We start from the raw sequence: 21,641 nt of genomic DNA on the forward strand, positions 1-21,641 counted from the left end.
GGCGGTCGGTGCCGGATCAGCTCACCGCGCGCTTCACGAGCGCGGCGATGCGCTCCGCCACCTCGGCCGTCACCTCGGTGAGGGCGAAACCGCTCGCCCACATCGTGCCCTCGTCCAGCTTCGCCTGGTCACTGAACCCGAGCGTCGCGAAGCGCGCCTTGAACTTCTCCGCGCTCTGGAAGAAGCAGACGACCTTGCCGTCCAGCGCGTAGGCGGGCATCCCGTACCAGAGCTTCGGCGCGAGGACGGGGGCGCTGGCCGTCACGACGGCGTGGACCCGCTCGGCGATGACCCGGTCCGCGGGGGGCATCTCGGCGATCTTCGCGAGCACGCTCCGCTCGGCCTCCGCCTCCTTGTCCGCGCGCGTTCCCCGACGCGCCGCGGTCCTCAGCTCCCGGGCGTGGTCCTTCATGGCGGCCCGCTCCTCGGCCGTGAATCCCTCGTACCCGCTGGTGGTGGTGCTGGCCATGGTGCCCCCTGTGCTCGTGGCTCACGATCGGCCCGCCGGGCCGATCACTGTGGTCACAGCCTCTCCCGGGCGGGGCGCGGCCCACCTCCGTGCCGACCACGGAAACCACCACGGACCCGCGGTCCGTGTGCCCGCCCGGCGGGAAAACCGGCGCCGGCCGGCGACGAACGAGCCCCGGTCGATCCGGGTGGATCGACCGGGGCTCGTCGGTTGGCGCCGGATCAGCGGACGTCGAACCGGTCCAGTTCCATGACCTTGGTCCAGGCGGCGACGAAGTCCGTGACGAACTTCTCGCGCGCGTCCTCGCTGGCGTAGACCTCGGCGAGGGCCCGCAGCTGGGAGTTGGAGCCGAAGATGAGGTCGACCGCGGTGGCGGTCCACTTCACCTCGTCGGTGGCCAGGTCCCGGATCTCGTAGACGTGCTCCTCGGACTCCGACGCCTTCCACCGGGTGCCCGGGGAGAGCAGGTTGGCGAAGAAGTCGTTGGTGAGCACGCCGGGCCGGTCGGTGAGGACGCCGTGCCGCGTACCGCCGACGTTGTTCCCGAGGGAGCGCAGGCCGCCGACGAGGACGGTCATCTCCGGAGCGGTCAGGTTGAGCATGTAGGCGCGGTCGACGAGCAGCACCTCCGGCTGGGTCTTCTCACCCGGACGCAGGTAGTTGCGGAACCCGTCCGCGCGCGGCTCGAGGACCCGGAAGGACTCGACGTCGGTCTGCTCCTGCGAGGCGTCCGTGCGGCCCGGGCGGAACGGCACGGTCACGTCGACGCCGGCGTCGCGCGCCGCCTTCTCGACCGCGGCCGAGCCGGCCAGCACGATCAGGTCCGCGAGCGAGATCTTCGCGCCGCCGGCCGAGTTGAACTCCTGCTGGATGCCCTCGAGGGTCGCCAGCACCGTCGCGAGCTGCTCGGGCTGGTTGACCTCCCAGCTGCGCTGCGGCTCGAGTCGGATGCGCGCGCCGTTGGCGCCACCGCGCTTGTCGGTGGACCGGAAGCTCGCGGCCGACGCCCAGGCGGTGGAGACCAGCTGCGCGGTCGTGAGGCCGGACTCCAGGACCTTCGCCTTGAGCGCGGCGACGTCGGCGTCACCCACGAGCTCGTGGTCGACGGCCGGCACCGGGTCCTGCCACAGCTGGGGCTCCGCCACCCACGGCCCGAGGAAGCGCTCGACCGGGCCCATGTCGCGGTGCAGCAGCTTGTACCAGGCCTTGGCGAACGCCAGCGCGAACTCGTCCGGGTTCTCCAGGAACCGGCGCGAGATCTTCTCGTACGCCGGGTCGACGCGCAACGACAGGTCGGTCGTCAGCATCGTCGGCTTGTGCTTCTTCGACGGGTCGTAGGGGTCCGGGATGATCGCCTCGGCGTCCTTGGCGACCCACTGCTTGGCGCCGCCGGGGCTCGTGCTGAGCTCCCACTCGTAGCCGAAGAGGATCTCGAAGAAGCGGTTGCTCCACTCCGTCGGCCGGTCGGTCCAGGTCACCTCGAGACCGCTGGTGATCGTGTCCGGGCCCTTGCCGGCGCCGTGGGTGCTCAGCCAGCCCAGGCCCTGCGCCTCCAGCGGGGCGCCCTCGGGCTCGGGGCCGACGTGGTCGTCGGCGACGGCGGCGCCGTGGGTCTTGCCGAAGGTGTGGCCGCCGGCGATGAGAGCGACGGTCTCCTCGTCGTTCATCGCCATCCGGGCGAAGGTCTCGCGGATGAAGTGCGCCGCCGCGAGCGGGTCCGCGTTGCCGCGGGGACCCTCGGGGTTGACGTAGATGAGGCCCATCTCCGTCGCGCCGACGTCGCCCACCATCTCCTTCTCGGAGGCGTAGCGCTCGTCGCCGAGCCAGGTGTCCTCCGGACCCCAGAAGATCTCCTCGGGCTCCCAGACGTCCTCGCGGCCGAAGCCGAAGCCGAAGGTCTTGAAGCCCATCGACTCCAGGGCGACGTTGCCGGCGAGCACGAGCAGGTCGGCCCACGAGACCTTCTGGCCGTACTTCTGCTTGACCGGCCAGAGCAGCCGGCGGGCCTTGTCGAGGTTGGCGTTGTCCGGCCAGCTGTTCAGCGGGGCGAACCGCTGACCGCCGTCGCCGGCGCCGCCGCGACCGTCCTGGATCCGGTAGGTGCCCGCGGAGTGCCAGCTCATCCGGATCATCAGGCCGCCGTAGTGGCCGAAGTCGGCCGGCCACCAGTCCTGCGAGGTGGTGAGGGCCGTGATGATGTCCTGCTTGAGGGCCTCGACGTCGAGCTTGGCGAACTCCTTGGCGTAGCTGAAGTTCTCGCCCAGCGGGTTGCCCTTCGGCGACTGAGCGTGCAGCACCGACAGGTCGAGCTGGTTGGGCCACCAGTCCCGGTTGGTGCGCGGACGACCGCCGGTCTTCGGGGTCGGCGAGTCGATCGCCGGGTTCTCGCTCTCGCTGCCGTGCGCGGTCACGGAGTCGTGCGCGACCGGGCAGCCGGCCGCCGCCTTCTTGTCCACGCCCTGGGCGCTGGAGGGGGCGTTGTCCTGGGTGTCGCTCATCAATTTCCTTCCGAACTGGCGGATCGCTGGGAGGTGCGTTCGGTCGCGCAGTCGGGGCAGGTGCCCCAGTAGACGACCTCCGCCTCGTCGACCAGGAACCCCTGGTCGTCGGAGGCGGTGAGGCAGGGGGCCTGACCCACGGCGCAGTCGACGTCGGCGATCGTGCCGCAGGAGCGGCACACGACATGGTGGTGGTTGTCCCCCACCCGCGACTCGTACCGGGCGGTGGCACCCGCCGGCTGGATGCGCCGCACCAGACCGGCGTCGGTGAGGGCACGCAGCACGTCGTACACCGTCTGGTGGGAGACCGTGGGCTGCTCCGCCCGTACCAGGGCGATCACGGTGTCCGTGTCGACGTGCGGGTGGTCGCGGAGCGCGGCGAGCACCGCCAATCGGGGCCGGGTGACGCGCAACGAGACCGCCCGGAGCTGGGTCTCGAAGTCGGGCGCCATGCCACGAACATAGCTCACTCTTTTGGAATCAATCAAGTTTTGCTGCGATTCAATCCGCCCGGAAGATACTCCCCATCCGGGAACAAACTACGCCTGGAGCACGCCAGGACGCGGGGCAACCGAAATGTGGGCGGACAGCGCGCGGAGGAAGTCGGCCGCGTCGAAGATCTCGCCGGCGGAGGCGACGCCGCTCGTCCTCGTCTGCCCGGCGAGAAGTCGACGGACCGCTTCCACCGCCAGGGGTGCGCTGACGGCGTAGATGTCCCGGCCGCTCGCCACGACCCCACGCTGCCGGTCCCCGGAGCGCACGACGACGTCGACCGTGAACGTCTGCCCGGACCGGCCGCGCTCGTCGACCGCGGCCGGCGCGGGCGTGTCGGGGCCCGCCAGGTCCCGGGCGGCGTCGGTGGTCATGTAGGTGCGCACCTCGGGGATCGACAGGTGACTGGGGACGGTGACCACGTCGGCCATCGTGAACCCGCCGAGGACGGTGCGGGTGCCCAGCGGAGCGGGGAAGTGCCATTCCAGGACCGGCAGGTCACCCTCGTCGAGGTGGTACTCCAGCCGGCCACCGGTGTAGCGGACCCGCCGGCCGTCACGCCGGTCCCGGGAGACGGTGCCCGAGGCGAGGGTCCCGGCCGTGGGGTGCCAACTGCTCAGCCCGTACGCGACGTGCGCCTCGTCGGCCGCCGTCCAGTCGCCCATCGCCGCCGTGACCAGCAGATCGCCGAGCCCGCCGAAGAAGGCCATCGCCGGGACCACCGCGACGCCCGCGCTCCGCGCCCGGTCAGTGAAGTGCGCGAACGTGTCGACGTTGGCCTCGATCTCCGCCGCCACGTCCATGTACGGGATCCCGGCGCGCAGGGCGGCCTCGATCACCGGGGCCGCGGTCGAGGCGAACGGGCCGGCGCAGTTGACGACCGCGGCCGCACCCCGCAACGCCCGGTCGAGCGAGGCCGGGTCGCCGGCCGACGCCACCCGGTGTTCGAGCCCCGGATGCGACGCCGCCAGCGCCTGCAGCCGGCCGGCGTCGCGGCCGAGCAGGAGCGGGACGAACCCGCGCTCGCGCAACTCCGCCACCACGAACCGCCCGGTGTGCCCGTAGGCCCCGAACACCGCCACGGTCTGCTGCGAACCCATCTGAGTTCCTCCTCGAAAGATCGACTGAGAAGATCCTCTCCGCCACGGTCGACCCGGACCAGTGTCTGGAACGACATGCCCCGTACAGTTTCGGACATGGCCACGATCGCGCTCGCCGCCACCGACGGGATGCTGCACTTCGAGCTCGCCATGGCCTGCGAGGTCTTCGCCCACGACCCCTCCGGCCTGGCCGACCCGTGGTACGACCTCGTGGTCTGCGGTTCGGGCCCGGTCGGGATCGGCAGGTTCCGGGTGGAGCCCGACGACGGCCTGGACCGGCTCGCCCGCGCCGACACCGTGATCATTCCGGCCGTGGAGGACATCGACGCCGACGTGCCGCCCGACCTGCTCGACGCCGTCCGCGCGGCCCACCAGGCGGGCGCGCGGATGGTCTCGCTGTGCACGGGCGCCTTCGTGCTCGCCGCGGCCGGGGTGCTCGACGGGCTGCGCGCGACCACGCACTGGGCCCACACCGAGGCGCTGGCCGCCCGCCACCCCCGGGTGCAGGTCGACCCGGACGTGCTCTACGTCGACAACGGCACCGTGCTCGCCTCCGCCGGCAAGGCCGCCGCGGTCGACCTGTGCCTGCACCTGATCCGCCGCGACCACGGCTCGACGGTCGCCAACGCCGTCGCCCGCCGCCTGGTCGTGCCGCCGCATCGCGCCGGCGGCCAGGCCCAGTTCGTCACCACCCCGGTGCCCGCCCGCGACGACCATCCCCTCGCCGACCTGCTGCCCTGGGCGATGGAACGGCTCGACCGGCCGCTGACCGTGGAGGACCTGGCCCGCCAGGCGAACATGAGCTCGCGCAACCTGGCACGCCACTTCATGTCGGCGACCGGCAGCACCCCGCTGCAGTGGCTGTCGACGCAGCGGATCCGCCGGGCCCAGGAACTGCTGGAGAACACCGACCGCAGCATCGACGCCGTCGCGCAGGCGGCCGGCATGGGCACCGCCACGACGCTGCGCCGGCACTTCAACCGGACCGTCGGCGTGCCGCCGGAGGCCTACCGTCGCACCTTCCGCAGCGCCTGACCCGACCTCCGCCCGGAGTGCCTCTTGCGCTTAAGTCTATCTAGGTAGATATTGAGGCCATGGTACGTGCACGACGTCCCTCTCCGCAGACCGCGGCCGTGCTCACCGCCCTCGCCGAGGCGGGCGCGGACTGGAGTCACGGCTACGACCTGTGCCGCGCCCTCGGCCTGAAGGCGGGCACCGTCTATCCGATCCTCATCCGCCTCACCGAGCGTGGACAGGTGGAGACCTCCTGGGAGGCCGACCCGCCGCGCGGACGGCCGGCCCGGCACCTCTACCGGCTCACCACCGCGGGCGCCGAACTCGCCCGCGGCGTTGCCGCCGCGGCGCGTGCCGGCGAAGCCGCACCCGCCCCGCGCACGGCCCGGCTCGCACCCACGACCACCTGACCGCGACCGCTCGAACCCGGCGCACCTGTGCTGTTCGGAGGCTCCAGATGCTCGACCTCCTCCTCGTCCTGGGGGTGCTCGCACCGGCGCCCCTCCTCGCGATCGTGGTGCTCGCGGTCCGACTGCCCACCTCCGGGAGCGGTGCGGGCACATTCACCGCCCGCACCCGCGCCGCCGGGCGGAACGGCGTCGGACGCCCCGTGTGGCTGGGGCTGATCGCCGTCGCCGCCGCGGCCGCGGTGCTCACCGCGGGCCTGGAGCGCCTGTACGTCGCCACCGTCCCGAACGGGCCGCGCTGGGGCTTCGACACGGTGCTGCTGACCATCGTGCTCGGATTGTTCGCGGCGGTCGTGTGCGCCGGGCTCGCCGGCCTGGCGGCGGCCGCCGTCGCCGGTGCCCGCGGATTCGGAGCCGGCAGCGTCGCGGGGCTGCTGGCCCTCGTCGCCGTCGCCGCCGGCACCGTGTCCGCGCACCTGCCGCTGCGCGCCGCCTACCTGGCGGAGCCCGAACGATTCCCCGTCGTCGGAAACCTCGCCGAGGGCGACCTGCTGGCGCCGTTCGAGTTCTTCCTCGCCGCGCTGATCTGGGCCCTGCCGTGGCCCGTCCTCGGCGCCGCCCTCGGCGCCCGCTCCGAACCCGCGGGCCGCCGCCACCCGGTACGCGACGGCTGGCAGCTCCTGCTCGACCTGGCCACCACCGACCTTCCCGACAACCGGCGCGCGTGGGGTGCCGCCCTGCGGGCCGAACTCGCGGCGATCGATCCGCCACCCGAGCGCCGCAGGTTCGCCCTCGGCGGAGCGTGGGCCGTCCTGCGGTCCGGGTGGCCGCGCGGCGCATGGGTGCGGGCCGCCGGCGTGGCAGTCGTCGTCGCCGGTGGCTCCTTCGCCGCCTCGCGCTGGTCGCTGGAGCACGACCGGGGCGGGGTGCTCGGCTTCTGGACGGTCGTCCCGAGCGTTCTGCTGCTTGCCGTCGCGCTCGCCGCGGCCCGGCGTACCCGGTCCTTCGGCTCAGGGCTGCGCGCCGGCGCCCTGGCCGGGCTCGCCGCCCTGCTGGCGGTGCTCGCGGTCGGCATTCCCGAGTCCGTGGTCTGGGCACACCACCAGGCCGGCTACCTGAGCACCGGCGACGCCGTGCCGCCGAACTGGCAGGCGGCGGTCCGCGACGTGCTGCGCCCGGAATTCCTCGCCGGCATGCTCGTCCTCTGGACCACGGGGGCGGCCGGCGGCGCGGCCGTCGGCGCGGCCCTCGGCCGCGTACGCGGCCACACCCCCGACGGCCCCGCCACCACCGCCGCAGGCTGACGCGGCTGCTCACAGGGCCAGGGCGCTCAGCTCCGCGCGGCCGGCTACGCCGAGCTTCGGGTAGGCCTTGTACAGGTGGTACGCGACCGTCTTCGGGCTGAGGAAGAGCTGCGCCGCGATGTCCCGGTTGGACAGCCCCTTGCCGGCGAGCCTGGCGATCTGCAGCTCCTGCGGGGTGAGGTCGGCGCCGGCCGACGCGGCCGGCTGCGGAGCACGCAGCCCGGTCGCCTCCAGCTCGCCGCGCGCCCGCGCCGCCCACGGCGCCGCCGCCAACCGGTCGAACGTGTCCAGGGCGCGGTGCAGCTGGCCGCGTGCCTCGGCCTTGCGCCGGGCGCGCCGCAACCACTCCCCGTACAGCAGCTCGGTGCGGGCCTGCTCGAAGGGGCGGCCACCGAGCTTCAGAGCGAGCAGGTGATCCTGCTCGTCGCCGGTCAGCAGCGCCCGGCACCGGTACGCCAGGGACATCGCCCACGGCTGGTCCACCCGCTCCGCCCAGGCCCGGAAGCGGGCGTACGCCTCCTCGGCCTGCTCGGGCACGCCGGCCCGGACGGCCGCCTCGACCAGGTCGGGCACACTCCGGTACGCGCACACCTGGTGGGCGTACGGGTTCTCCTGCAGGGCGGCGAGCCGGGTCACGGCGGACTCCACCCGGCCCTGGCCGAGGTCGAGCAGGCCCAGCGCCCACAGCGTCCACGCCCGACCGCCCGCCTCGGCGCCCGCCGCGGCGCCGTCCAGCGCCGAGGCCACCAGGTCCAGGCAGCGCGCCTCGTCGCCGGCCACCGCGGCCAGCACGGCCTGGACGGCACGCAACTGGCTGACCCAGAGCGGCTGGCCGCCGTCCCGGGCCACGCGGACCGCCTCGTCGAGGCTGACCGTGGCGTCCCGGTGGCGGCCGTGGAAGAACTCCGCCTCGGCGAGGAAGAACAGCAGGGTGGGCAGCAGGCCGAGGACACCCTCCGCGCGGCAGCGGGCGACCAGAGTGCCGGCCAGCTCGTACGTCTCGGCGTCCTGGCCCGCGACGAAGCCGAGCCCGCACAGCTGCACCCGGTCGCGGGGTGCGCCGCCCACCTGGGCGGCGGTCGCGGCCAACGGCAGGGGCCGGCCCCGCACGGCGGCGACCTGGTAGCGGGCCACCGGATGGTCGAGCGTGGCGAGCTGGTCGAGGCAGGCGCCCAGGTGCGGCTCGCCGAGGTACCAGGCCGGGTGGAACGCGGCCACCAGCAGCGCGTCGCGCTGCCCCGGGCCGAGCTGCGCGCCCCCGGTCATCAGGTCGTACGCGGTCTGGTGGCCGCCCTGCCAGAACCAGGCGTGCCCCTCCACCCAGGCGACGCGGGCGTGGAAGGTCGGCTCGTCCACCAGCCCGGCCGCCCGCTCGGCGAGCCGGACCGCGTCGCCGAGGTGCCCGGACTGCAGGCCGCTCTCCGCGGCCAGGAGCAGTCGGCGCGCCTTCGCGGCCTCGTCCGCGCTCAGCTCGGCGGCGCGCTCGAACGCGGCCAGGGCGGCGCCGTAGCCGCTGCGCCCGCGGGCCTGCTCGGCCGTGCGTTCCAGCGCGGCGGCCACCTGCTCGTCCGGCCCGGTGGTGGCCGCGGCGAGGTGCCAGGCCCGCCGGTCGGCGGTGTCCGGCGCGGTCAGCACGTCCGCCAGAGCCCGGTGCGCGGCGAGCCGCTCCGGGTACGGCGCGGCGGCATGCACCGCGGCGCGCACCAGCGGGTGACGGAACCGCAGCCGCCGTCCGGTGACCTCGACGAGCCGGGCCTCCTCCGCCGCGCGCAGGTCGGCGGGGCCGCCGCCGAGCGGCGCGGCGGCGCGCAGCAGCACGTCCAGGTCGCCGGTGTCCTCGACGGCGGCGACGCGCAGGAGCGCCCGCGTTCCGGCGGGCAGCCGGTCGACCTGGCCGTGGAACGCCGCCAGCAACCGGTCGGTCAGCGGCAGCGGACCGCCGGCCCCGCCGGCGGCGAGGACGCCGGGCAGCTCGATCAGCGCGAGCGGGTTGCCCTGCGCCTCAGCGAGCACCCGCATCCGTACCTCCGGGGCGAGCTGCGGGTCGAGCAGCCGGACGGCGTCGGCCGGCGCGAGCGCGCCGACGGTCAGCTCGGGCAGGCCCGGGGCGGGAAAGCTGCCGTCCCGGGCCGCGAAGATCATCACGACGCCCTCAGCGTGCAGCCGGCGCGCGGCGAAGAGCAGCGCCTCGGCGGATACGGTGTCCAGCCAGTGCGCGTCGTCGACGAGGCAGAGCAGCGGGCCGTCCTCGGCGAGGTCCGCCAGGAGCGACAGCACGGCGAGCCCCACCAGCAGCCGGTCGGCCGGGGCGCCGCCGCCCAGCCCGAACGCGGAGGCGAGCACCTGCCGCTGCGGCCCGGGCAGCCGGTCGAGGCGATCGAGCGCGGGCCGCACGAGCTGGCTCAGCCCGGCGAACGGCAGCTCGGCCTCGAACTCGGCGGCGCTGGCGCGCAGCACGCGCGTCGGGCCGGCCGCCGGCTCGGCCGCCCAGTCCAGCAGCGCCGTCTTGCCGATGCCCGGGCCACCCCGCAGCACCAGCGCGGCGCTCTCCCCGGTCCGGGCGCGCGCCACCAGGGCCGCGATCCGGTCCTGCTCCGCGCCGCGGCCGTGCAACATTCCCGCACCCTACACAGGTACGGAGTACCTAAGCGCTACCGATTCCCGGGCGCTGGATCATCCCTAGCGTCGTGGCCATGGAACTGATCGAGAAGTACCTCGCCGCCTGGAACACCACCGACCCCACCGCCCGCCGGGCCCTCGTCGACGAGGTCTGGACCGCCGACGGGACGTACACCGACCCGCTGGCCGCCGTCGTCGGGCGCGACCAGATCGACGCGCTGATCGCCGGCGTGCAGCAGCAGTTCCCCGGCCTGGAATTCCGCCTCGCCGGCCCGGTCGACGCGCACCACGACCTGGCCCGGTTCACCTGGCACCTCGGCCCGCGCGGCGCCGAGCCGATCGTCGTCGGCTTCGACGTCGCGGTCGTCACCGACGGCCGGATCGCCACCGTGCACGGCTTCCTGGACCGGGTGCCGGCATGACCGTCCTGAGCGCGCGGCCGGTGCGGGTCACCGCACCGGCCGCGCGGCCCGGCGGGTTCCTGCCGGTGCTGCTCATCTCGACGTTCATGACCGCGATCGACGCGTTCATCGTCAACGTGGCCCTGCCGGCGATGCAACGCGACCTGCACGCCGGCCCGGCCGCCCTGGAGTGGGTGGTCGCCGGGTACGTCCTGGCGGTGGCCGCCGGCCTGATCACCGGCGGCCGGCTGGGAGACCGGTACGGTCGCCGCCAGATCTTCGGGCTCGGCCTCGCGCTGTTCACCGCCGCCTCGGTGCTCTGCGGGCTGGCGCCCACCGCGGGGGTCCTGCTCGGCGCCCGGGTGCTGCAGGGGCTCGCGGCGGCGCTGCTCATGCCGCAGGTGCTGGCCATCGTGCGGACCAGCGTCGCGCCCGCCGAGCAGCCGAAGGCGTTCGCCCGGTACGGCCTGACGATGGGCCTGGGCGCCGTCTTCGGCCAGTTGATCGGCGGCCTGCTCATCCGGGCCGACCTGTTCGGCCTGGACTGGCGACTGTGCTTCCTGATCAACCTGCCGATCGGCGTGGCCGCGCTGGCCCTCCTCCGCCGGGTGCCCGAGTCCCGCCACCCGGCGACCCGGCTCGACCTGGCCGGCGTGGTCCTGGTCAGCGCGGCGCTGGTGGCGCTGGTGCTGCCGCTGGTGGAAGGGCGCGAACAGGGCTGGCCGCTGTGGACGTGGCTGAGCCTGGCCGCGTCGGTGCTGCTGTTCGCGCTCTTCGTGGCGACCCAGCGGCGCGGCCGGCAACCCCTGGTGGACCTGGCGCTGTTCCGCGAGCGGGCGTTCTCGGTGGGGCTGGTGGCGACCCAGGTGTTCTGGATGGGGCAGGCGTCCTTCTTCCTCATCCTGGCCCTCTACCTGCAGGTGGAGCGGGGCCTGTCGGCGCTGGAGTCGGGCGTCGTGTTCACCGCGATCGGCGCCGGTTACCTGGCCACCTCGACGTACGCCCACCGGATCGCCGCCCGGCTCGGTCGCCAGGTGGTCACCGTCGGCGCGCTGATCATGGCGGTCGGCCTGTACGGCATGTGGGCGGCGACCGGGCACGGTACGGGTTGGCTCGTGCCGGGGCTCGCCGTGGACGGCATCGGGATGGGCATCGCGCTCGCGCCGCTCACCACCACCGTGCTGGCCCGGGTCAGCCCGTCGCACACCGGCGCCGCCGCCGGCGTGCTCGCCACGGTCAACCAGACCGGCAACGCGGTCGGGGTGGCCCTCATCGGCATCGTCTTCTACCAGGCCGCCGATCTGACCGGCGGGTTCCGCGCCGGGCTGGTCGCGCTCGTCGTGCTGGAACTCGCGCTGGCCGCGATCATCCAGCTGCTGCCGAGGCGATGACGCCGACACACCGGCCGCCGTCCACGGGGACGGCGGCCGGCGCTACCGCGCTTCTTAGCTCTCCGCCTCCTCGGGCTCGACCAGCAGGCGGGCGTAGTTGGCCATGGACCGCTGGTAGCGGGGCAGGTGCGGGGCCAGCGCGGCGACCGCGACGGCGACCGCCTCACGTTCCCGGCCCACGCTGGTCAGCGCCAGCGCCAGAGTGGCGCTGACCGCGTCGTCGAGCTCGTCGGCGGGCTGCTGCCGCTCGGCCGTCAGCAGTTCGACCGACTCCTCGGCCCGGCCCACGTTGCGCAGGGAGCTGGCCAGCTGGATGACCGAGCGCCGGCGGCGGATGCCGGAGATGCCGCCGGCCAGCGCCGCGCGGTACAGCGGCACGGCGCGGTCGGAGTGGCCGGTGGAGTCGAAGGCGCAGGCGCGTTCGAACGCGGCCACCGGATCGCCGTCCGGCAGTTCGGCGGCGAGCGTGTCGATGCGTTTGCGGAACTCCTCGGGCTCATGGTCGTCGATGGTGGCCCACAGCTCGGCGCTGCGTCGTTCCCAATCCGGTGCTGGCGTCATGGGGCGATGGTTGCCGGCCCGGGTAGGGTGTCGCCAGTGATTCGGCCACGAGCGAATCACCGGGGGGACGGAAATGGCGATCACGCTGCGGTTCAGCCCGGCCGACCTCATGCGCTGCCGGTTCGCCGTGTCGCCGGTGCTCGAGACGATCGAAGCCATCCGTCTGACCACGCCCGAGGACACCCCCGGCTACCACCAGGGCTTCCTCCACGCCATGAGGGATCGCCTGGGCGCGCTGGACCTGCGTCCGGTCACGCTGCTGCAGCCGCGCCGCGGCTACAGCCCGGACTTCCTGTCCCCGCCGCCGACGACCGCGCGGCCCCGCTTCGAGGAGGAACTGGCCCGCATCGAGGCGACGCCGCTCGACCGGGTGGCCGAGGAGATCGGCCGCTCGCTGCGCGACACCCGCGGTGCGGCGCACACCGCGACGGGCCGCCGGCTGCTGGCCGATCCAGCCGACGCGCTGCGCCTGCTCACCGGGGTGGTCCGGGACGTGTGGCACGAGGTGATCCGGCCGGTGTGGCCGAACGTCCGCGCCCTGCTCGACGCCGACGTGGTCCACCAGAGCCGGCGGCTCGCCGAGGGCGGCCTGGACCGCCTCTTCGCCGAACTGCACCCTCAGCTGCGCTGGCACGACGGCGTCCTCACCCGCGACCGCGGTGACCACGAGGACCGCCAACTCACCGGCGAGGGCCTGCTGCTGATGCCGAGCGTGTTCAAGTTCGACCAGGTCCTGGTGATCCTCGACGAGCCGTGGCAACCCACCGTGATCTATCCGGCGCGCGGCCTGGGCACCCTGTGGCAGTCGACGCGGACGCAGGAGCTGGCGGCCGCCGGCCGGCTCATCGGGCGCAGCCGGGCGACCCTGCTGGCCGGGCTCACCGAGCCCGTCAGCACGACCGTCCTGGCCCACCGGCACGCCCTGGCCGCCGGCACCGTCTCGCAGCATCTCACCGTGCTCCGTGAGGCCGGGATGGTGGTGGGCGAGCGCCACGGGCACGAGATCCGTTACCGCCGCACGGCGCTCGGCAGCGCGCTGCTCAGCGGGACGCTCCCCGCCTCGACCGGAACCTGACCAGGCCGCGTCCGGCCGGGCGGGGCCATCGCGGCGGCGCCCCGGTGGCGGAGATGAGCGCTGGCGCGCCCTTCGTCCCCGAGTGACCGGATCTCCTGGTCGTGCGTTCGCGGCACGCGGGACAGCCGGTCGGGGGGAATGACGTCGACCGGGGCGGGCAATCGATCCGGGTACCGGCCGGACGAGACCAGCGAGGTGCGCGATGACGGGCAGCAGCAGGCGGGGAGACGGGCAGCAGCCGGAGGCGGCGACCCCGTGGATCACCCGGGACGGCTTCGACGCGGAACCGCCGTGGGGCGCGGGCGAGCACGATCCGATGGACGAGGGCAGCGAGGAGACCGCCGTACCCGAGGGACGGCGCGGCGAGCGCAGGGCCGACGCGCCGGCCGGGCCGTCGGGTCGCGCGGGCCGGCACGGGTTCGGGCGGGTCGAGCCCACCCGTACGCCGATGGCGGGTCCCGGCGCGCCACCGGACCCGGCGCCGTCGGGACGGTCGTTCCCCGACGACGCCGACATCGACGTCCAGTCGGAGGACGCGCTGCGCACACGCGGCCGGCGGTCCTGAGCCGCTACGCCGCCCTCACCGATCTGACCCTGCTGGCGACGGTGGCCGTCGTACGGTGACGGCGGCTGGCTGTGGCGTTACGACCTGGCGCCGCTCGGCCCGTCCGGGACCGAGGTCACGCTCACCTACGACTGGTCGGCGGTGCCGCCGTCCATCCGGGAGCACATCCAGTTCCCGCCGTTCGCTCCGGAGCATCTCACCAACTCGCTGCGGCACCTGGCCGAGCTGGCCGCACCGACGTCCCGGGCCCGCACGACCGCCGGTTGAACACCCGGCGGCGGACACCGCGATCCCGGCCGGGCGGGCCGCCGCCAGCACGGATCCCGGCGGCGCCCAGCGGTGTACGGTCGGGGCATGGGCCTCCCCACCGCAGTGACCACCGCCGGGTCCCTCATCGGCGGTTGGCAACTCGCCCGCCGGACCGGTAACCGTTCCCTCGGCGGCGTGGTCCTCGCTGCGGGCGGCGTGCTGGCGGGACGCGAGTGGGCCCGGCGGACCAGCCCCGCCGTCACCGCAGCCCTGCTCGCGACCTATGCCGGGGCCTTCGGCCTGTCGCACCCCCTGGCCAGGCGCATCGGGGCCTGGCCCTCCGTGCTGGTCGTCTCCGCGCTCACCGCGGCCGCCTCGTACGCCGCGGCGGACCGTCACGCCGGCGGGCCTCGGCACTGAGCCGTCGAGGCACCTGCCGTCGCCCCACCGTCAGGTGCTCGTCCGCGCCGGCGCGGTGTCACTCGCAGAACACCTGCACCTTGGTGTCGGGCTGGTCGACGTCGATGGTGACGTCGTCGAGGTGCTCGATGAGCTCCTCGATGTGCTGCGGCTTGAGCTGGGTCAGGTCCAACGGCACCCCTGACCTGTTCAGCTCCGCGTTGGCCCTGGTGAGCGCCTGCGGAGGGATGAGGCTCGTGAGCCGGACCCCGGCGCGCAGCAGCTGCAGCGGCACCCGGATGTTGACCCGGCCCGGCCCGTCGAAGTCGTCCGTCGAGCTCACCAGCACCCGCAGGTATCTGGGTCGGGGTTTCGGGCGGGGCGTGGCTCCCGGGGGCGACTCGGGCTGTTCCCGTTCGAGGGCGCCGATCAGCCGCTCGGCCTCGTCGGCGGTGAGCCTGCCCTCGGCCAGCATCTGCAGGATCTGACGGCGCTGCTCGTTCATGGTGCTGCTCCCCCTCTGAGTCATCTGACGCTCACGAGCACGGCCGTCCGGCCCTGCTCGACCTCGATGCGGGTGCCGGGCAGCGCCCACAGCAGTTGCCCCGTGCCGCGCAGCGCGCCCACCGGACTCACCCGGGTGGTGAGGCAGGCGACCAGTCCCCCCAGCACGGCGAGCAGCAACAGCGGTGACAGCACCAGCAGCACCGGCAGGACGGGGACGTACAGTCGCCGCCAGAGGCCGTCGGGACGGCGATGGTGGACGGTCACCAGCTGCGGAATCATCGGGACCTCTCCAGCTCGGCCAGCGCCTCCTGGGCGCTGATCTCCCCACGCCGCAGCCGGTCGACGACGTCGGCGCCGGTGGGCGCCGGGTCGGTGTCGACGAAGTCGAGGGTCTCGGCGATCCGGTTCAGCCGGGACTTGATCGTCGGGTAGCTCACCCCGAAGATCCGCTCCATCTCCTTGATCGAACCGTGCGACCGCACGAACGCGGCGACGAACACCTGGTCGTCGACGCTGAGCTGAGCGAGCTGCGGTGGCTCGAACTGACCTTCGACCACGACGCCGTTGCCGGCGAGGCGGACCCGCTCGACCACGAACGGCTGCCCGCGCGTCAGGTCCGTCAGCTCCTGCCAGTCCACCCTCGACTCCTCGCCTCGATGACGCTCCTGCACTCCTTTGTATCTTCACTTTTTCAAGGGGTCAATGCCAAAGCCTTAATTTTCTTGAGTCGATCCTTAGCTTTGAGGCGTCAGCTCTCCGTCCGGGCCGCGCGCCGCCTCGCCGCGGCGCCCGGCCGGGCCCCGGCCGTGGCGGCACCCACCGGTCCATGGTGATCATGAAGGAAACTCCGACGATCTATGATCCGATGGCGCGCGACGGTGACGGAGGAACGGCAGTGATCGACGCGGTCTTCTTTGATGTCGGCGGGACGATTCTCGACGAGTCCCGCGAGTTCGCGACCTGGGCGGACTGGCTCGGCGTTCCACGGCACACGTTGTCGGCGGTCTTCGGTGCGGTGATCGCCCGGGGTCTGGACTACCGGGAGACGTTCCGGGCCTTCCGGCCCGATTTCGATCTCGCGGCCGAGCGCGAGCGCCGGGCAGCCGCCGGCAGGCCGGAGACCTTCGGCGAAGAGGACCTCTACCCGGACGCGCGAGCGTGCCTGACCGCCTTGAAGGATCAGGGCCTGTTCGTGGGCCTGGCCGGCAACCAACCGGCGCACGCCGAGCCGCTCCTCCGCGCGCTCGACCTGACCGTGGACCTGATCGGCACGTCGGACGGTTGGGGGGCGGAGAAGCCGTCACCGGCCTTTTTCGAGCGGGTCATCCGCGCGGGCGGCGGCGATGCCTCGTCGATCCTGTACGTCGGCGACCGGCCCGACAACGACGCACGCCCGGCCGTGGCGGCCGGCATGAAGGCGTGCCTGATCCGGCGCAGCCCGTGGGGTCACATCCTCGACATGCCCGCCGTGTCCGAGCGGTGCCTGTTCCGCATCGATTCGCTCGACGAACTCCCGATCCTGGTGGCGAAACACAACGCGCTGAGCGGCTGAGCGCCCATTCGACAACCCGCGCCGGAATTCCGGCTTCGGGTCACCACAACCAAGATCCTCGTCCCACTTCAACGTATATCGCACCGGGGGGCTTGCCGCAAGACCCGGGTTGTGCCGCAGAATCGTCGGCCGGACCCGGAAATGTGCGAAGAAATGGGGCACCATGATCGAGCAGTACGTGCGGGGTCTCCACGAGGTCGACGACCGGCAGGTCGCGATCGTCGGCGGCAAGGGCGCGCACCTCGGGGCACTGGCGCGGATCGGCGGCATCCGCGTACCGGCCGGCTTCTGCGTCACGACGGACGCCTTCCGGCGGATCATGGCCGAGGCGCCGTCGATCGACGACCGGCTCGATCAGCTGGCGCGCCTGAACCCGGACGACCGCGAGGCGGTCGGCGCGCTCAGCGCGGAGATCCGCCGGACCATCGAGGGGACCGTCCTGCCCGACGACGTGGCCGCGGCGATCACCCGGGCTCTCACCCAGGTCGATGAGCGGGCCGCCTACGCCGTCCGATCCAGCGCGACGGCGGAGGACCTGCCGACGGCCTCCTTCGCGGGCCAGCAGGACACGTACCTGAACGTCATGGGGACGGCGGCGATCCTCCGGCACGTCAGCCGGTGCTGGGCCTCGCTCTTCACCGAGCGGGCCGTGACCTACCGCCAGCGGAACGGCATCGACCACCGCACCGTCCACATGGCCGTCGTCGTGCAGCAGATGGTCTTCCCGCAGGTGTCCGGCATCCTGTTCACGGCCGATCCCGTCACGTCCAACCGCAGGGTCGCCTCCGTGGAGGCCAGCTTCGGCCTGGGCGAGGCTCTGGTCTCCGGGCTGGTGAACGCGGACGCCTACCGGGTGCGCGACGGTGAGATCGTCGACAAGGCCATCGCCACCAAGCGGCTTGCCGTCCACGCCCTACCGGCTGGCGGGACGACGGAACAGGCGATCGACCCGGAGCGGCAGGACCAGCCGGCGCTGACGGACGCGCAGGTCGTCCGGCTGGTGGAGCTGGGCCGGCGGATCGAAGCCCACTTCGGCCACCCCCAGGACATCGAATGGTGCCTGGTCGACGACGACTTCCAGATCGTCCAGAGCCGGCCGATCACCACGCTGTTCCCCGTTCCCGAGATCGGGGACGAGGAGAACCACGTCTTCATCTCGGTCGGTCATCAGCAGATGATGACCGACCCCATGAGGCCCCTGGGGCTCTCCATGTGGCAGCTGACGGCCATGGCGCCGATGCATGCCGCCGGTGGGCGGCTGTTCGTCGACGCCACCCGGGCACTGGCATCGCCGTCGAGCCGCGCCGGCCTGCTGGAGATGGCGGGACGATCCGATCCGCTGGTCCGGGACGCGCTGGAGACCGTCATCGACCGCGGCGACTTCATCCCGTCGCTCCCCGACCAGGGCCCGGCCGGACCGCGCGCCGGCGGCGGGCCGGCACCGATCGAGACCGATCCGGCCATCGTCACCGACCTGATCGCACACAGCCAGGCGTCCGTCGCCGCCCTGCGGCGCGACATCGCGACGACCTCCGGGCCGGCGCTGTTCGACTTCCTCCTGACGGCGTTCCAGGAGCACAAACGGCTCCTGGGCGACCCGCGGAGCATGCAGGCGATCATGGCGGGGATGGAGGCCACGTGGTGGCTCAACGAGCAGCTGCAGGCGTGGCTGGGCGAGAAGAACGCGGCCGACACGCTCACCCTGTCCGCGCCCCACAACGTCACGTCGGAGATGGGGTTGGCGCTCCTGGACGTCGCCGACGTCATCCGTCCGCATCCGGAGGTGGTGGCCTTCCTGCAGGAGGTCGAGGACGAGGGCTTCCTGGCTGAGCTGCCCGAGCTTCCGGGCGGCCGGGAGGCGCGAGACGCCATCCGGGCCTTCCTCGACAGGTACGGCATGCGCTGCGTCGGCGAGATCGACATCACGAGGCCGCGGTGGAGCGAACGCCCCACCACCCTCGTGCCCGTCATCCTCGACAACGTCCGGAACTTCGAGCCGGGCGCTCGCGAGCGGCGCTTCGAGCAGGGGCGCCAGGAGGCGGAGAAGAAGGAGCAGGAGGTCCTGGAGCGCTTGCGGGCCCTGCCGGACGGCGAGCGCAAGGCGGAGGAGGCCAAGCGGATGATCGACCGGGTCCGCACCTTCATCGGGTACCGGGAGTATCCGAAGTACGCCATCATCAGCCGCTACTTCGTCTACAAGCAGGCCCTGATGCAGGAGGCCGAACGCCTCGTGCGGGCGAACGTGCTCCGCGAGAAGGAGGACATCTTCTACCTCACGTTCCAGGAGCTGCACGACGTCGTACGCACCCACCAGGTGGATGATCAGCTCATCCACCGGCGCAGGGACGAGTTCCGTTCCTGTCACGCGCTCACCCCGCCCCGGGTGCTCACGTCGGAGGGTGAGGCCATCACCGGGGCGTACCGGCGCGACGACGTGCCGGCCGGCGCGCTGGTCGGCCTCCCGGTGTCCGGCGGGGTCGTCGAGGGGCGGGCTCGGGTCATTCTGGACCTGGCCGAGGCCGAGCTCGAACCGGACGACATCCTGGTCACCGCGTACACCGACCCGAGCTGGTCGCCCCTGTTCGTCGCGATCAAGGGGCTGGTGACGGAGATCGGAGGCCTCATGACCCACGGGGCGGTGATCGCCCGGGAGTACGGCCTGCCGTCCGTCGTCGGCGTGGAGCACGCGACCAGGCTGATCCGGGACGGGCAGCGGATTCGCGTACACGGGACCGACGGGTACGTCGAAATCCTGCCGTGACCGACCGCCCGACGGTATGCCTATGGGGTGGCGGAGCGCGTAAGCGATGAGCAGCCCGGGGCAGGCGCCCAGGAGGCCGCGGCGGATGACGGGAGGGCGTCCCGGCCATCGCCGGCGGGCGTCGGCCTGCTGCTGGGCGCGCTGGGGGTGGTGTACGGCGACATCGGCACGAGCCCGCTGTACGCGCTGAAGACGGTCTTCACCCTCGACCGCAGCCTGACACCGGACGCTCCCGACGTGTTCGGTGTGATCTCGTGGGTCTTCTGGTCGATCATCCTCATCGTGTCGGTCAAGTACGTCATCTTCATCCTGCGGGCCGACAACGAGGGCGAGGGCGGCGTGATGGCTCTGGCCGCCCTCGCCCGGAGGGCGCTGCTCAAGGTCAGCGCACGGCGCGCCGAGACCGTGCTGGCGCTCGGGGCGCTCGGCGCGGCCCTGTTCTACGGCGACAGTGTGATCACCCCGGCGATCTCGGTGTTGTCGGCGGTGGAAGGACTGGAGGTGGTCTCCCCGGCGCTGGAGGTGGTGGTGCTGCCGGCGTCGGCGGTGATCCTCACCCTGCTGTTCGCCATCCAGCGCTGGGGCACCGGACGGGTCGGGGCCGTGTTCGGGCCGATCATGCTGCTCTGGTTCGCCTGCCTGGGCGTCGCCGGCGCGGCCGAGGTGATCCGTCACCCGAACGTCCTGGCCGGGCTGTCACCGACGTACGCGGCCCTGTTCGTCGTCGACCACCCGGTGATCGCGTTCATCGCGATGGGCGCCGTGGTGCTGTCGATCACCGGCGCCGAAGCGCTCTACGCCGACATGGGGCACTTCGGTCGCGCGCCGATCCGCCGCGCCTGGTTCGGGATCGTCTTCCCCGCGCTGACCCTGAACTACCTCGGCCAGGGCGCGCTGATCCTCCGGACGCCGGAGAGCCGGGGCAATCCGTTCTTCCTGCTGCTGCCGGGCTGGGCGCAGCTGCCGATGGTCGTCCTGGCCACCGTGGCCACGGTGATCGCGTCCCAGTCGGTGATCTCCGGGGCGTTCTCGGTGTCCCGGGAGGCCATGCGGCTGGGCTTCCTGCCGCACCTGCGCATCCGGCAGACGTCCCGCCGCCAGTACGGACAGATCTACGCCCCGGGAGTGAACTGGGGCCTGTTCGCGGCGGTTCTGGTGGTGGTGTTCGCGTTCGGCTCGTCCACGAACCTTGCCGCCGCCTACGGCGTGGCGGTCACCGGCACCTTCATGATCACCACGACCCTGTTCCTGGTCGTCGCGCGAGCGCGGTGGCGCTGGCCCACCTGGCGGCTGGCGCTGTTCGGGGTCGTCTTCGGCAGCGTCGAGCTGACCTTCTTCACGGCGAACCTGGCCAAGGTCACCCACGGCGGTTGGCTGACGCTGCTCATCGCGAGCATCCTGTTCACGGTCCTGCTGACCTGGCGACGCGGGGCCGAACTGGTGACCGCCCGGCGGATCGAACGGGAGGGACCTCTCCCCGAGTTCCTCGACAGCCTGCACGCCACGAACATCCCGTGGGTGCCGGGCACCGCGGTGTTCCCGCACCCGAACAAGGAGACCACGCCCCTGGCGCTGCGGGCGAACGTCGCGCACTACCACGTCCGGCACGAAAGAATCGTGATCATCACGGGTCGCACCGCGAACGTCCCGCACATCCCCTGGGATCAGCGCCTCACCATCGATGACCTCGGCGACCCGAACGACGGCATCATCCACATCGACGCCCAATTCGGCTTCCAGGACCCCACCGACTTCCCCGAGGTGCTTCGCCGCGCGGCCGCCCACCCTCACACCAGGGACATCAACCTCGACCTGGAGGAGGTCTCCTACTTCGTCTCACGGATCACGCTGCGGTGCACGCGCCAGCCCGGCATGGCCGTCTGGCGCAAGCGCCTGTTCATCGCCCTCGCCCACAACGCCGCCAGCCACGTCGAATTCCTCCACCTGCCCGAGGAACGCACCATCGTCCTGAGCGCCGAGGTGGCGGTCTGAGCCTGCCCCGATCGGCTCGCCTGAGCGCTTTGCTTCCTTCGAGCATCCGATCGGGTCACACCGCCCCGAAGCGTTTCCCTGTTGCCCGGTTGGCAGGAACCGGCGTGCGATATCCGATCGCCACCGTTTCGACAAAAATGAACGGCGGAAAACACCGTTCGTCGCGCGATCGGAGCCTCGCGAAACGGCACAAGCCGGTCGAAGGAGTGCTGCCCGGGCCGAGGCCGGAATTCCCTGCCCTCCGGGGACCACTTTTGGCAACCGGGCCGGGCCCGCATGGTGAGC

The 21,641-nt window shown here is 72.8% G+C and carries 21 protein-coding genes; 12 read left to right on the forward strand and 9 right to left on the reverse strand.

Annotation, left to right across the window (positions count from 1 at the left end; all coding sequences use genetic code 11):
* Positions 1–16: 16 nt before the first annotated feature.
* The 4 genes from ACQP12_RS21275 to ACQP12_RS21290 form a co-directional block, all read right to left on the reverse strand.
* A complete protein-coding gene (locus ACQP12_RS21275; protein ID WP_357943622.1) occupies positions 17–469 on the reverse strand; it encodes an iron chaperone in 453 nt (150 codons plus the stop codon).
* 221 nt (positions 470–690) lie between these two features.
* Complete coding sequence (gene katG / locus ACQP12_RS21280) at positions 691–2,967, reverse strand: catalase/peroxidase HPI (protein ID WP_433281363.1); 2,277 nt, start codon at positions 2,965–2,967, stop codon at positions 691–693.
* Positions 2,967–3,419: a Fur family transcriptional regulator gene (locus ACQP12_RS21285; protein ID WP_357943626.1), complete on the reverse strand. Its 453-nt coding sequence runs from the start codon at positions 3,417–3,419 to the stop codon at positions 2,967–2,969. The genes katG and ACQP12_RS21285 overlap by 1 nt, the downstream gene beginning before the upstream one ends.
* Before the next feature lie 87 nt (positions 3,420–3,506).
* Positions 3,507–4,559 carry a saccharopine dehydrogenase family protein gene (locus tag ACQP12_RS21290; protein ID WP_433281365.1) on the reverse strand — a complete coding sequence of 351 codons (1,053 nt, stop codon included), beginning with the start codon at positions 4,557–4,559 and terminating at the stop codon, positions 3,507–3,509.
* A 96-nt stretch (positions 4,560–4,655) separates the two neighbouring features.
* Here ACQP12_RS21290 and ACQP12_RS21295 point away from each other — a divergent pair, with 96 nt between their 5' ends.
* The 3 genes from ACQP12_RS21295 to ACQP12_RS21305 are packed head-to-tail and all read left to right on the forward strand — an operon-like array spanning position 4,656 to position 7,284.
* Positions 4,656–5,594 (forward strand): helix-turn-helix domain-containing protein, encoded by a 939-nt coding sequence (locus ACQP12_RS21295; RefSeq protein ID WP_433281367.1) that lies wholly within the window; start codon positions 4,656–4,658, stop codon positions 5,592–5,594.
* 59 nt (positions 5,595–5,653) lie between these two features.
* The gene (locus ACQP12_RS21300) at positions 5,654–5,983 is read left to right on the forward strand and encodes a PadR family transcriptional regulator (protein WP_357943632.1); all 330 of its coding nucleotides are present in this window, start codon (positions 5,654–5,656) and stop codon (positions 5,981–5,983) included.
* 47 nt (positions 5,984–6,030) lie between these two features.
* Positions 6,031–7,284, forward strand: a complete 1,254-nt coding sequence (locus tag ACQP12_RS21305; protein ID WP_433281370.1) for a hypothetical protein — start codon at positions 6,031–6,033, stop codon at positions 7,282–7,284.
* A 9-nt stretch (positions 7,285–7,293) separates the two neighbouring features.
* On the opposite strand, the gene ACQP12_RS21310 is transcribed toward ACQP12_RS21305, so the two are convergent.
* On the reverse strand, positions 7,294–9,900 hold the full coding sequence (locus ACQP12_RS21310; protein ID WP_433281372.1) for a helix-turn-helix transcriptional regulator: 2,607 nt from the start codon (positions 9,898–9,900) through the stop codon (positions 7,294–7,296).
* Between the two features lie 77 nt (positions 9,901–9,977).
* Between ACQP12_RS21310 and ACQP12_RS21315 the strand changes: the two genes are divergently transcribed.
* Complete coding sequence (locus ACQP12_RS21315) at positions 9,978–10,325, forward strand: nuclear transport factor 2 family protein (protein ID WP_433281374.1); 348 nt, start codon at positions 9,978–9,980, stop codon at positions 10,323–10,325.
* Positions 10,322–11,695, forward strand: coding sequence for an MFS transporter (locus tag ACQP12_RS21320; protein ID WP_433281376.1), 1,374 nt, complete (start codon positions 10,322–10,324; stop codon positions 11,693–11,695). Before ACQP12_RS21315 ends, ACQP12_RS21320 begins: the two co-directional genes overlap by 4 nt.
* Before the next feature lie 54 nt (positions 11,696–11,749).
* On the opposite strand, the gene ACQP12_RS21325 is transcribed toward ACQP12_RS21320, so the two are convergent.
* Positions 11,750–12,256, reverse strand: coding sequence for a tetratricopeptide repeat protein (locus ACQP12_RS21325; RefSeq protein ID WP_433281378.1), 507 nt, complete (start codon positions 12,254–12,256; stop codon positions 11,750–11,752).
* Positions 12,257–12,329: 73 nt separating this feature from the next.
* Between ACQP12_RS21325 and ACQP12_RS21330 the strand changes: the two genes are divergently transcribed.
* The 4 genes from ACQP12_RS21330 to ACQP12_RS21345 all read left to right on the forward strand — a co-directional run bounded on the left by ACQP12_RS21330 (position 12,330) and on the right by ACQP12_RS21345 (position 14,565).
* Positions 12,330–13,331, forward strand: a complete 1,002-nt coding sequence (locus tag ACQP12_RS21330; protein ID WP_433281380.1) for a DUF5937 family protein — start codon at positions 12,330–12,332, stop codon at positions 13,329–13,331.
* A 202-nt stretch (positions 13,332–13,533) separates the two neighbouring features.
* Complete coding sequence (locus ACQP12_RS21335; protein WP_433281382.1) at positions 13,534–13,896, forward strand: hypothetical protein; 363 nt, start codon at positions 13,534–13,536, stop codon at positions 13,894–13,896.
* Between the two features lie 141 nt (positions 13,897–14,037).
* On the forward strand, positions 14,038–14,163 hold the full coding sequence (locus ACQP12_RS21340; protein WP_433281384.1) for a hypothetical protein: 126 nt from the start codon (positions 14,038–14,040) through the stop codon (positions 14,161–14,163).
* 87 nt (positions 14,164–14,250) lie between these two features.
* Positions 14,251–14,565 carry a hypothetical protein gene (locus ACQP12_RS21345; RefSeq protein WP_433281385.1) on the forward strand — a complete coding sequence of 105 codons (315 nt, stop codon included), beginning with the start codon at positions 14,251–14,253 and terminating at the stop codon, positions 14,563–14,565.
* 58 nt (positions 14,566–14,623) lie between these two features.
* On the opposite strand, the gene ACQP12_RS21350 is transcribed toward ACQP12_RS21345, so the two are convergent.
* Genes ACQP12_RS21350 through ACQP12_RS21360 form a run of 3 tightly spaced genes read right to left on the reverse strand, consistent with a single transcriptional unit; the run spans position 14,624 to position 15,689 of the window.
* Complete coding sequence (locus tag ACQP12_RS21350; RefSeq protein ID WP_433281387.1) at positions 14,624–15,049, reverse strand: SHOCT-like domain-containing protein; 426 nt, start codon at positions 15,047–15,049, stop codon at positions 14,624–14,626.
* Positions 15,050–15,069: 20 nt separating this feature from the next.
* The gene (locus tag ACQP12_RS21355) at positions 15,070–15,330 is read right to left on the reverse strand and encodes a hypothetical protein (protein ID WP_433281389.1); all 261 of its coding nucleotides are present in this window, start codon (positions 15,328–15,330) and stop codon (positions 15,070–15,072) included.
* Entirely contained in the window at positions 15,327–15,689 is a 363-nt protein-coding gene (locus ACQP12_RS21360; protein ID WP_357943658.1) for a DUF2089 domain-containing protein, read from the reverse strand. The genes ACQP12_RS21355 and ACQP12_RS21360 overlap by 4 nt, the downstream gene beginning before the upstream one ends.
* Positions 15,690–15,946: 257 nt before the next feature.
* Between ACQP12_RS21360 and ACQP12_RS21365 the strand changes: the two genes are divergently transcribed.
* The 3 genes from ACQP12_RS21365 to ACQP12_RS21375 all read left to right on the forward strand — a co-directional run bounded on the left by ACQP12_RS21365 (position 15,947) and on the right by ACQP12_RS21375 (position 21,356).
* Positions 15,947–16,603, forward strand: a complete 657-nt coding sequence (locus ACQP12_RS21365; RefSeq protein WP_433289357.1) for an HAD family hydrolase — start codon at positions 15,947–15,949, stop codon at positions 16,601–16,603.
* A 163-nt stretch (positions 16,604–16,766) separates the two neighbouring features.
* Positions 16,767–19,364, forward strand: a complete 2,598-nt coding sequence (rph, locus tag ACQP12_RS21370) for a rifamycin-inactivating phosphotransferase (RefSeq protein ID WP_433281391.1) — start codon at positions 16,767–16,769, stop codon at positions 19,362–19,364.
* 27 nt (positions 19,365–19,391) lie between these two features.
* Positions 19,392–21,356 carry a potassium transporter Kup gene (locus tag ACQP12_RS21375; RefSeq protein WP_433281393.1) on the forward strand — a complete coding sequence of 655 codons (1,965 nt, stop codon included), beginning with the start codon at positions 19,392–19,394 and terminating at the stop codon, positions 21,354–21,356.
* Positions 21,357–21,641: the final 285 nt, after the last annotated feature.

Origin of the sequence: Micromonospora sp. CA-244673, from assembly GCF_050948395.1 — a bacterium.
In the GTDB taxonomy this organism is placed as follows: Bacteria; Actinomycetota; Actinomycetes; order Mycobacteriales; family Micromonosporaceae; genus Micromonospora.

Excerpts from the sequence above, each read along its gene's own strand:
- ACQP12_RS21325 (WP_433281378.1), bottom strand. The coding sequence starts at position 12,256 with ATGACGCCAGCACCGGATTGGGAACGACGCAGCGCCGAGCTGTGGGCC.
- ACQP12_RS21350 (WP_433281387.1), bottom strand. The coding sequence starts at position 15,049 with ATGAACGAGCAGCGCCGTCAGATCCTGCAGATGCTGGCCGAGGGCAGG.
- ACQP12_RS21315 (WP_433281374.1), top strand. The coding sequence starts at position 9,978 with ATGGAACTGATCGAGAAGTACCTCGCCGCCTGGAACACCACCGACCCC.
- ACQP12_RS21335 (WP_433281382.1), top strand. The coding sequence starts at position 13,534 with ATGACGGGCAGCAGCAGGCGGGGAGACGGGCAGCAGCCGGAGGCGGCG.
- ACQP12_RS21310 (WP_433281372.1), bottom strand. The coding sequence starts at position 9,900 with ATGTTGCACGGCCGCGGCGCGGAGCAGGACCGGATCGCGGCCCTGGTG.
- ACQP12_RS21300 (WP_357943632.1), top strand. The coding sequence starts at position 5,654 with ATGGTACGTGCACGACGTCCCTCTCCGCAGACCGCGGCCGTGCTCACC.
- ACQP12_RS21345 (WP_433281385.1), top strand. The coding sequence starts at position 14,251 with ATGGGCCTCCCCACCGCAGTGACCACCGCCGGGTCCCTCATCGGCGGT.
- ACQP12_RS21275 (WP_357943622.1), bottom strand. The coding sequence starts at position 469 with ATGGCCAGCACCACCACCAGCGGGTACGAGGGATTCACGGCCGAGGAG.
- ACQP12_RS21290 (WP_433281365.1), bottom strand. The coding sequence starts at position 4,559 with ATGGGTTCGCAGCAGACCGTGGCGGTGTTCGGGGCCTACGGGCACACC.
- ACQP12_RS21330 (WP_433281380.1), top strand. The coding sequence starts at position 12,330 with ATGGCGATCACGCTGCGGTTCAGCCCGGCCGACCTCATGCGCTGCCGG.
- ACQP12_RS21285 (WP_357943626.1), bottom strand. The coding sequence starts at position 3,419 with ATGGCGCCCGACTTCGAGACCCAGCTCCGGGCGGTCTCGTTGCGCGTC.
- ACQP12_RS21320 (WP_433281376.1), top strand. The coding sequence starts at position 10,322 with ATGACCGTCCTGAGCGCGCGGCCGGTGCGGGTCACCGCACCGGCCGCG.
- rph (WP_433281391.1), top strand. The coding sequence starts at position 16,767 with ATGATCGAGCAGTACGTGCGGGGTCTCCACGAGGTCGACGACCGGCAG.
- ACQP12_RS21355 (WP_433281389.1), bottom strand. The coding sequence starts at position 15,330 with ATGATTCCGCAGCTGGTGACCGTCCACCATCGCCGTCCCGACGGCCTC.
- ACQP12_RS21295 (WP_433281367.1), top strand. The coding sequence starts at position 4,656 with ATGGCCACGATCGCGCTCGCCGCCACCGACGGGATGCTGCACTTCGAG.
- ACQP12_RS21305 (WP_433281370.1), top strand. The coding sequence starts at position 6,031 with ATGCTCGACCTCCTCCTCGTCCTGGGGGTGCTCGCACCGGCGCCCCTC.
- katG (WP_433281363.1), bottom strand. The coding sequence starts at position 2,967 with ATGAGCGACACCCAGGACAACGCCCCCTCCAGCGCCCAGGGCGTGGAC.